Origin of the sequence: Streptomyces sp. NPDC023723, assembly GCF_040639815.1 — a bacterium.
Classification (GTDB): domain Bacteria; phylum Actinomycetota; class Actinomycetes; order Streptomycetales; family Streptomycetaceae; genus Streptomyces.
The window spans coordinates 1-8492 of record NZ_JBFAAP010000104.1 but is presented as its reverse complement, the minus strand read 5'-3'; the positions used below and the strand labels follow the sequence as shown (position 1 = coordinate 8492).

General features: G+C 75.0%; 9 protein-coding genes. 6 read left to right on the top strand and 3 right to left on the bottom strand.

Annotated elements, in window-relative coordinates; genetic code table 11:
* The 3 genes from AB0G32_RS39880 to AB0G32_RS39870 form a co-directional block, all read left to right on the top strand.
* Positions 1 to 1446 (top strand): hypothetical protein (locus tag AB0G32_RS39880; protein ID WP_361175813.1); only part of this gene is annotated, 1446 nt, incomplete at its 5' end.
* A 105-nt stretch (positions 1447 to 1551) separates the two neighbouring features.
* Complete coding sequence (gene prcB / locus AB0G32_RS39875) at positions 1552 to 2403, top strand: proteasome subunit beta (protein ID WP_361175810.1); 852 nt, start codon at positions 1552 to 1554, stop codon at positions 2401 to 2403.
* 124 nt (positions 2404 to 2527) lie between these two features.
* Positions 2528 to 2995 carry a DUF5709 domain-containing protein gene (locus tag AB0G32_RS39870; RefSeq protein WP_361175807.1) on the top strand — a complete coding sequence of 156 codons (468 nt, stop codon included), beginning with the start codon at positions 2528 to 2530 and terminating at the stop codon, positions 2993 to 2995.
* Positions 2996 to 3002: 7 nt separating this feature from the next.
* Here AB0G32_RS39870 and AB0G32_RS39865 read toward each other — a convergent pair whose 3' ends face one another.
* Together AB0G32_RS39865 and AB0G32_RS39860 are read right to left on the bottom strand one after the other, a co-directional pair.
* Entirely contained in the window at positions 3003 to 3224 is a 222-nt protein-coding gene (locus AB0G32_RS39865; protein ID WP_361175805.1) for a hypothetical protein, read from the bottom strand.
* A gap of 101 nt (positions 3225 to 3325) precedes the next feature.
* Positions 3326 to 4534: a glycoside hydrolase family 64 protein gene (locus tag AB0G32_RS39860; protein WP_361175802.1), complete on the bottom strand. Its 1209-nt coding sequence runs from the start codon at positions 4532 to 4534 to the stop codon at positions 3326 to 3328.
* A gap of 377 nt (positions 4535 to 4911) precedes the next feature.
* Between AB0G32_RS39860 and AB0G32_RS39855 the strand changes: the two genes are divergently transcribed.
* Positions 4912 to 5448: a hypothetical protein gene (locus AB0G32_RS39855; RefSeq protein WP_361175799.1), complete on the top strand. Its 537-nt coding sequence runs from the start codon at positions 4912 to 4914 to the stop codon at positions 5446 to 5448.
* Positions 5449 to 5468: 20 nt separating this feature from the next.
* On the opposite strand, the gene AB0G32_RS39850 is transcribed toward AB0G32_RS39855, so the two are convergent.
* Positions 5469 to 6347 (bottom strand): Gfo/Idh/MocA family oxidoreductase, encoded by an 879-nt coding sequence (locus tag AB0G32_RS39850; protein ID WP_361175796.1) that lies wholly within the window; start codon positions 6345 to 6347, stop codon positions 5469 to 5471.
* 479 nt (positions 6348 to 6826) lie between these two features.
* Between AB0G32_RS39850 and AB0G32_RS39845 the strand changes: the two genes are divergently transcribed.
* Positions 6827 to 7687, top strand: a complete 861-nt coding sequence (locus tag AB0G32_RS39845; RefSeq protein WP_361175816.1) for an alpha/beta hydrolase — start codon at positions 6827 to 6829, stop codon at positions 7685 to 7687.
* A 214-nt stretch (positions 7688 to 7901) separates the two neighbouring features.
* Positions 7902 to 8492 (top strand): ATP-binding protein (locus tag AB0G32_RS39840; RefSeq protein ID WP_361175793.1); only part of this gene is annotated, 591 nt, incomplete at its 3' end.

Here is an 8492-nt window from a genome sequence, read left to right as displayed (position 1 = left end):
GCGGCGGCGGCCGGCCGGCCGGGACGTGCGGCGGACCCCCGCCCGCCCGCCGCCGTCGCCGCCGCCTTCACCCTGGCCCAACTGCTCCTCGTCCGCCCCGGCATGGGCCTGGGCTGGGACGAGATCGTCTACGTCAGCCAGGTCACCGGGCACACCCCGGCCGCGTTCTTCAGCGCGCCCCGCTCCCGCGGCCCCGCCCTGCTGGCCGCGCCCGTCGCCGCCTGGTCGTCCTCCACCGAACTCCTGCGGGTGTACCTCGCCGTCCTCTCCGGCCTCGGCCTCTTCCTGGCCCTGCGCGCCTGGCGCGGGCTGTTCCCGACCGGGGTGCTGGCCGGCGCCGGCGCCCTCTTCGCCACCCTGTGGGTCACCCTCTTCTACGGGCCCCAGGCCATGCCCAACTACTGGGTCGCCGTCGGCGCCCTGATCTGCGTCGGCTCCTTCCTGCGGGCCCAGGCCGGCCACGCGGCGCGGGCCGCGCTGTGGGGCGCGGCGGCGGGCGCCGCGCTGATGGCCTGGATGCGCCCGGCCGACGCCGTCTACGCGAGCCTGCCGCTGCTGGCCGTCGCCCTGTGGCGGCGCCACGCCCGGCTGCTGCTCGCCCTCGTCGGCGGTCTCGCCGCCGGGGGAGTGGAGTGGGTGGTCGAGGCGTACGCCTGGTACGGCGGCCTCGCCGAACGGCTGCACGAGGCGTCCCGCGTCCAGGGCGGCCTCGGCTGGGCGATCGCCGTCGACGACCAGCTCCGCAGCCTGGGCGGCCGCGCCCTGTGCCGCCCGTGCACCGGGGCGTTCCCGCACCCCGCGGTGACCCTGTGGTGGTTCGCCCTGCCGCTGCTCGCCGCCCTCGGCCTGGCGGTCGCGGTCCGGGCCGGCCGCACCGCCCGCACACTGCTGCCACTGGCCTGCGCGGCGACCGTCGCCCTGCCCTACCTGTTCGGCATCGGCTACGCGGCCCCCCGCTTCCTCCAGCCCGCCTACGCCCTGCTCGCCCTCCCGGTCGCCGACGCCCTGCGGCACCTGGTCCGGGCCCCCGGCGGCCGGTGGCGCCCGGTACCGGCCGCCCTGGTCGCCCTCGCCCTGGCCGGCCACCTCGCCGCGCAGTACGCCGTACTGGACCGCACCGTGGACCGCACCACCCGCGACCGCCGGGACTGGGCCCGCGCGGCGGACGCGCTGCACGGCCTCGGCGTCCGCCCGCCCTGCCTGCTCACCGGCCACGAGGCGATCCCGCTCGGCTACTACACCGGCTGCTCCTCCGGCAACACCGCCGGACACAACGAGAACACCACCTCCGCCGAGATCGAGCGCACCGCCCGGCGCGTCCCGGCCGCCGCGCTCACCGTCCCCGGCGGCAAGGTCCCCGGCTACGCCCGCACCTGGACCCCGTACCGCGTCGGTGACCTGCGGGTCCTGGTCGCACCCCGGCCGGCGGCGGACGGCACCGGCTGACGCAGTGGGCTCCGGGGGCGGAAGACAGCGGCTGAAGGCCGGTTTCCCGGCCGGTGGCATCAGGTAGGACACCGGTTGTCGGGACACGGGCGAAGGGGGAACGGCATGACGAGCGCCGAGCCGGACGGCAGGCCGGTGGCGGAGTTCTTCGCACCGGGGACGTCGTCCTTCAGCGAGTTCCTGGCGGCCCACCGCCCCGGGCTGCTGGTCACCCGGCGGGTCCTGCCGGACGGCGCGCGGGCCCCGGCCGAGGTGCCGCACGGCACCACCGTGCTGGCCCTCACCTACCGCGACGGCGTGCTGATCGCCGGCGACCGCCGGGCCACCATGGGCCACCTCATCGCCCAGCGCGACCTGGAGAAGGTGCACCCGGCCGACGACCACACGGCGGTGGCGTTCGCGGGCACCGTCGGACTCGCGCTGGACATGGTGAAGCTCTACCAGGTGGAGCTGGCGCACTTCGAGAAGATCGAAGGCATCCCGATGACCCTCAAGGCCAAGGCCACCCGGCTGGCGACGATGGTCCGGCAGAACATGGGCCAGGCCATGCAGGGTCTCGCCGTCGTCCCGCTGCTCGCCGGATACGACACCACCGCACCCGGCGGCGGCCGCGGCCGGGTCTTCTCCTACGACATCGCCGGCGGCCGCTACGAGCAGCACGGCTTCCACGCCGAGGGCTCCGGCTCCCCCTACGCCCGGGGCGCCCTGAAGAAACTGCACCGCGCGGACCTGTCCCGGCGCGAGGCGGTGCTGGCCGCGCTGCACGCCCTGTGGGACGCCGCCGACGAGGACTCCGCGACCGGCGGCCCGGACCTCGGCCGGGGGATCTACCCGGTGGTCTCGGTCATCACCGAGGCCGGCTTCGAACGGCTCCCGGCGGCCGAGACCGAGGAGCTGAGCCGGGCCACGGTGGAGCAGCGGCGGCACCGGCCGGACGGACCCCGGGCCGCGCTCTGAGCCGCTCGCGCGCGGACCGGGAGCAGGCCCCCGGGGCCGTCGAGGTTAAAGATCGCGGGACGGGAAACGCGAAAGCAGACCGAGACGCCCCAGGCGGCGCAGCGCGAGCGAGAAGGAGGCGGCGATGGGCACCGACCCGATGGCCGACGACGTCTACCAGCCCACCGGCGGCAACGAGGAGCAGGAGGACGCCGCGCCGCTGGACATGGAGGACGCCGTCGACGAGCGCACCTACGACGACACCCTCGACGAGGGCTACTCCCCGCCGGAGAAGCCGCTCGGCGTCGACAAGGTGGGCACCACCGCCGCCGAGCAGCAGGACGGCGAGACCCTGGACGAACGGCTCGCCCAGGAGGTCCCCGACGTCACTGCGCCGGCCGGTGACGGCGTCGGCGACCGGACCGACGGCGAGGGCGAGCCGGTCGACCCGGAGGCGGGCACGGACCGGGCCGGCCGGCTGGTCGCCCCCGACGAGGGCGTGCGCACCGACACCACCAAGGAGACCCTCGCCGAGGACGTCGGCATCGACGGCGGCGCGGCCGGCGCGGAGGAGGCCGCCGTACACGTGGTGGACGACGACACGGCCCCCTAGAGGACAGTCAGGGCAGCAGCTTGTCCAGCGCCGCCGGGCCCTCGGCGGCCAGCTTGCGCCGGGCCCATTCCAGGTTCTCCTCGGTCAGGTCCCGGCCGGCCGCCAGGACCAGGTCCTCGGGCGACACGTCGGAGCCGGTGCGGGCGTGCAGCAGACCGTCCGGGGTGACGCGGTCCTCGTCCGGGCCGGCCCCGGCCGGCCGGGCGGCGTCGGGCTGTGGTGTCGACATGATCGATACGCTCCTCGGGGTCCGGATCGCTGGTTCAGTCCCGGTGTCCCGGTCCCGAATCTCCCGGTATCACCGTAACGTCCCCGAGGAGCCGGGGCGCCTCAGAAGGCGGTGAGGGTCAGCCGTATCCCGGTCGGCGCGGTGTCCTGGATGTAGGAGGCGAAGTCGGCGACGTCGTCGAAGGCGAAGCCGTACGCCCTGCCGTCCTCGGTGGCCGCGTGCATCGCCTTGGCGTAGTGGTTGGTGAGTTCGGTGCCGTAGAACGCGGCCGGGTCGGTGGTCGGCTGGGCGGCCGAGGCCAGCAGCGTGGAGCGGTTGAAGCCGGCGCCGAGGATCGCGGCGACCGGGCCGGTGGTGCCGTCGTTCGGCGCGGCCAGGGCGCCGTCGCAGAACAGCACGTCCCGGGTGGACGGCCTGGCGAAGGAGACCGACGCCGGACCGCTGAAGGTGAACTGCTCGCCGCGCACCCGGCCGGTGAAGGTCCCCGCGTTGGTGGTGACCGTGAGGTCCTTGCCGGTGTAGGTGCTCCACACCTCGTCGATGTACGGGGCGAAGTAGTCCTTGGCGAACAGTCCGGCGTCCAGTCCGTGCCCCGGGGCGATGATCCGGGTGTCGTCGATGACCAGCGGCGCGAACTCCGGCACCTGCCGGACCGCCTCGAACGCCGCCGCCCGGCCGCCCGCCCGCACGGTGCCGGCCGTCTGGTCCTTCGCGCCGGTCAGCCGGATCGCCATCGGCACGCTGAACATGTCCACCATCGTGGTGTTGCAGAACATGCCGGAGGAGTTGTACGTGAACTCCGCGCAGTCGTGCAGCACCCCGTAGTTGGGGTCGGACGACACCCAGCCGGCCGGGTACTGGAGCGCGGCGTTGCCGGCGCCGTCCGTGACCGCCTTGAACTTCAGCTTCTCGCCGAGCGCCACGTAGATGCGGCCGGACATGTACGGCAGCGACAGCTGGGTGGCGCCGCTGCCGGACAGGCTGATCGCGTAGTCGGTGTAGCCGTCGGCGCCGTTGTCGGACAGGGCGATCGGGGCGAGCGTCCCGTCCGGAGCGAGCCGTACCTGCTTGCCGTCCAGGTTGCCCACGACGTAGAGGTGGACGTCGCCATTGCCGAAGGAGCCGGTCTCGTTGACGACCGTCAGCGGCAGGGTGCCCGCGGCCTCGGTCGCGGCCCCCGACGCGTCCGTGCCGTTGTCGGCGAGGGCGTGCGGGGCGATCGCGGCGATGGCGGGCGCGGCCACCGCCGCCCCGCCGAGCGCGACGAGCAGCTTGCGGCGGCCGAGCGGACGCTGATGACGAGCGGTCATGTGGGGGGCCTCCTGAGGACGTGCGTGGTGCGGCGCGTGAGAGCGCTCTCAGAACGCGGCCGATGGTACGCACGGACAGTGCCGTGGCCAACGGTCCAAGCGTGCGCCAAATCGGTTCATCGCGTGCGGAGTTGGGGATACCGGATGGGTCGCGGGGCGGCCTTAACCGGCGTTTAAGGGCCGCTTAACCCGGCCGGCCGCGGGCGCGGGGCGGCCCCGGCGCCCGCGCCCGGCGCCACCGGTCCGCTGCCCGCTCACTCCTCGAACACCGGTGGGCCCGTTCACCTTCGCCCGGATTCGCCGGACATCCGTCCGGCGGGCCGTCTACGCTACGAACAAGCCGCGTCACCCACCGTGTTCGCCCGAGGAGGCTCCCCGTGCCATCGCCCTGCGACCCCGCGCACGCTCCCGCCGGCGACGTGGGCGCGGCCCTCATGATGATCGACTCGCGGCTCAAGAGCATCCACGACGGCAGGACCGCCACCGATCCCGAACAGCAGGAACTGATCGACCAGTTCGCCGCGTCGCTGGGGCCCGGCGGAGTCGACGACGTGCTGGACGGCGCCTGCACCCTCATCTACATGTTCATGAGATGGCTGCGGATGGCCCACGAGGACCACGGCAAGGACGTCATCGAGTACGTGGTGCCCAACCTGGTGGCCACGATGCGGATGATGCCCAAGAGCGTTCCCCCGGAGACCATCCCGACCATGGCCGGCCTGGTCATCGCCGCCGGTACCGGGCTGAGCCCGAGCCTGTGGCGCAAGCAGTACGGGTACTGGACCGAGGACGAGATGACTCCGCTGGAGGCCACCGCCTTCCTGCTCGCGGAGCACATCAACCGCATCACCGAGGACCCGGACTTCGCCACCCGTCTGATCACCGAAGCACTGACCAGGTCCGACGAGGCCTGACCCGCCGCCACCCGCGCGCGTCAGGCCAGCAGCGCCTCGGCCTCGGCCAGAATCTCCGTCACCCGCAGGCCGAACGCGGCGTCGCACGGATGCGGACGGCCCGTCCGTACGGCGTCCAGCAGCGCGTCCCCGGCCCGCAGCAGCGCGGGCACGGCCCCGTCGTCCGCGCTCCGCGGCAGCGGCGTCACCCCGGCGACGCCGCGCAGTTCCACGGTGGCGCCGGCCGCCGCGGGCGGTGCCGTCAGGCTGAGCGTCAGCACGCTGGACGCGCCGCCGGCGTGGTCCAGGACGACCTGCACGGTGTCCCCGGGGCCGGGCACGGCCGCCGCCACCCGCCGGACGTCACCGAGGACCGGCAGCAGCACCGACAGCGCGTGCGGACCGACGTCCCACAGCGCGCCCTTCTCCCGCCGCCACGGTGACGCCGCGAACGGACTGTCGCCGGTGAACACCGCGCCGAGCCACTGCGCCCGCGCGGTGAACCAGCCGCCCCGGCCCGCCTGGGCACCGATCCACGCCTCGGTCTCCGGCCGGAAGCGGACGGTGAAGAACACCACCGAGGCCACCCGCGCCGCGCGCACCGCCTCGGCCACCGCCCGGCCCTGCGCCACGGTAGTGGCCAGCGGCTTGTCCAGCAGCAGATGGCGGCCCGCCCGCGCCGCGCGCACCGCCAGGTGGGCCTGGACGGACGGGGGCAGCGCGACGGCCACCGCGTCCACGTCCGCCAGCAGGGCGTCCACCTCGGCGTAGGCCCGGGCGCCGTACCGGCCGGCCAGTTCCTCGGCCGCCTCCGGGCGGCGGCCCCACACCCCGGCGAACTCGAGACCGTCGTGCCGGTGCAGGGCCGGAGCGTGTGCCGCCTGGGCCCAGGGACCGGTGCCGAGCAGTCCGATACGCATGCCGCCGCCTCTCTCAGGATGCCGAACGCCGGGCGGCCCGGAACCCGGACCCGGCCGAGGGCGAGCGTGCCACAGCGCCCGCCGCCCCGCACCACCCGGCCGGACACCGCCGCGCCGGACGCGTGCCCGTACGGCCCGGTGCCCGGCGGGCCCCGGAACCGGGGTGTTCCGGTACGGCCGCTGCGGCGGCGTCCCCCGCCCCGGTGTTCGGTTCCCCGCCGTCGGGCCGGCCGCGCGGGACCGGTGATTCTGCCGATCCCGGTCAGTACTCCGCCAGCCGACAGTGGCACGGCCAGTCCACCGGCGATGCCCGGCCGGCGCGGCACCGGTACACCTGCCACGCGCACCGGTGCCCGAACCGCCGCCGGCCGGGGTCCCCGTCGCCACGACCGAGAGGACGACTCGTCGTGCACTCCAACCCCCACACCCCCGCCGGCCACCGGGCGACCCGCAGCGCACCCCGCGTCACCCGGCGCCGGCTGGCCGGCGCGGCGGCGGCGATCACCGCGGTAGTCGGGCTCAGCACGCTCACCAGCCCCGGCGCCCAGGCCGCCGACAACCCCTACGAGCGCGGACCGGCCCCCAGCCAGTCCAGCATCGAGGCACTGCGCGGCCCGTACTCCGTGTCGGAGACGTCCGTCTCCTCGCTCGCCGTCACGGGCTTCGGCGGCGGCACCATCTACTACCCGACCAGCACCAGCGACGGCACGTTCGGCGCCATCGCGGTCGCGCCCGGCTTCACGGCGTACCAGTCCTCGATGGCCTGGCTCGGGCCGCGGCTGGCCTCGCAGGGCTTCGTGGTGTTCACCATCGACACCAACACCACGCTGGACCAGCCCGCCTCCCGGGGCGAGCAACTGCTGGACGCCCTCGACTACCTGACCGAGGACAGCAGCGTACGCACCCGCATCGACAGCAGCCGGCTCGGCGTCATGGGGCACTCCATGGGCGGCGGCGGCACCCTGGAGGCGGCCAAGGACCGGCCCTCGCTCCAGGCCGCGATACCCCTCACCCCCTGGAACACCGACAAGACCTGGCCCGAGGTCAGCACCCCCACCCTGGTCGTCGGCGCGGACGGGGACACCGTCGCCCCGGTCGCCTCGCACGCCGAACCGTTCTACACCAGCCTGCCGTCCAGCACGAACCGCGCCTACCTGGAGCTGAACTCCGCGACCCACTTCTCGCCGAACTCGTCGAACACGACGATCGCGAAGTACAGCATTTCCTGGCTGAAGCGGTTCATCGACAACGACACCCGCTACGAGCAGTTCCTGTGCCCGATCCCGTCGTCGAGCCTGACCATCGAGGAGTACCGGGGCAACTGCCCGCACACCGGCTGAGACCCGTCCGGCGGCATCCGGCGGCGGTCGTCCATCGGGCGGCCGCCGCCGGTGTTGTGCCGGTGCACGGACGCGCGCGCCGGGCGCTGGGCAGCGGCACACTTCGGGTCATGTACATGCCCTATGGAACCGCAGGTCGGGCCGGACAGCGGCCCGTCCGGGCGTGCGGACCTCTCCCTTCCGCCTCTGGTTACGCGCGCGTAACCTCCCGGGAATGACCGGAGACACGATCGTACGTCCGGCTGTGCGGATGCACGGACGGAGCGCGCAACGACGGGCGGTCGCCGCCCTGTTGGACCGGCTGCGGACGCACGGCGCCGGCCTCGTCGTGACCGGGGAGCCCGGCCTCGGCCGCACCACCCTGCTGCGCTGGGCCGCCCACGGCTTCACCGCCGGCAACGTCCTCCACCTGCGGGCCGGCCCGACCGACGGCCCAAAAGCCCTGGGCTGTCCGGGCGGCGGCCCCGAAGTCCCGGGGGCCCCGCCCGCGGCTGCCGGGCACGTCATGGGTGCCCGGCGGGACCCGGAAGCCGGCGCGGACGGCCGCGCGGGTCACCCCGGGCACCGTCCGCCGCCGCGGGCCGCCGCCCCGCGTACGTACACCTGGGCCCCCGGCCCGGGGGTCACCCCGGACCACCTGCTCGACGCCTTCCGGGGCGCGGCGGACGGCGGGCCGCTGCTGGTCTGCGTGGACGACGCCCACCGCTGGGACGCCGCCGGCCGCGCCGCGCTGGGCGCGGTGGCCGGGCGGCCGCCCGGCCACGGCCCGGTGGGGCTGCTCCTCTCCGTCGCCGGACACCGGGCC

Coding starts and splice junctions, on each gene's coding strand:
- prcB (WP_361175810.1), top strand. CDS start 1,552: ATGACGAGCGCCGAGCCGGACGGCAGGCCGGTGGCGGAGTTCTTCGCA.
- AB0G32_RS39870 (WP_361175807.1), top strand. CDS start 2,528: ATGGGCACCGACCCGATGGCCGACGACGTCTACCAGCCCACCGGCGGC.
- AB0G32_RS39865 (WP_361175805.1), bottom strand. CDS start 3,224: ATGTCGACACCACAGCCCGACGCCGCCCGGCCGGCCGGGGCCGGCCCG.
- AB0G32_RS39860 (WP_361175802.1), bottom strand. CDS start 4,534: ATGACCGCTCGTCATCAGCGTCCGCTCGGCCGCCGCAAGCTGCTCGTC.
- AB0G32_RS39850 (WP_361175796.1), bottom strand. CDS start 6,347: ATGCGTATCGGACTGCTCGGCACCGGTCCCTGGGCCCAGGCGGCACAC.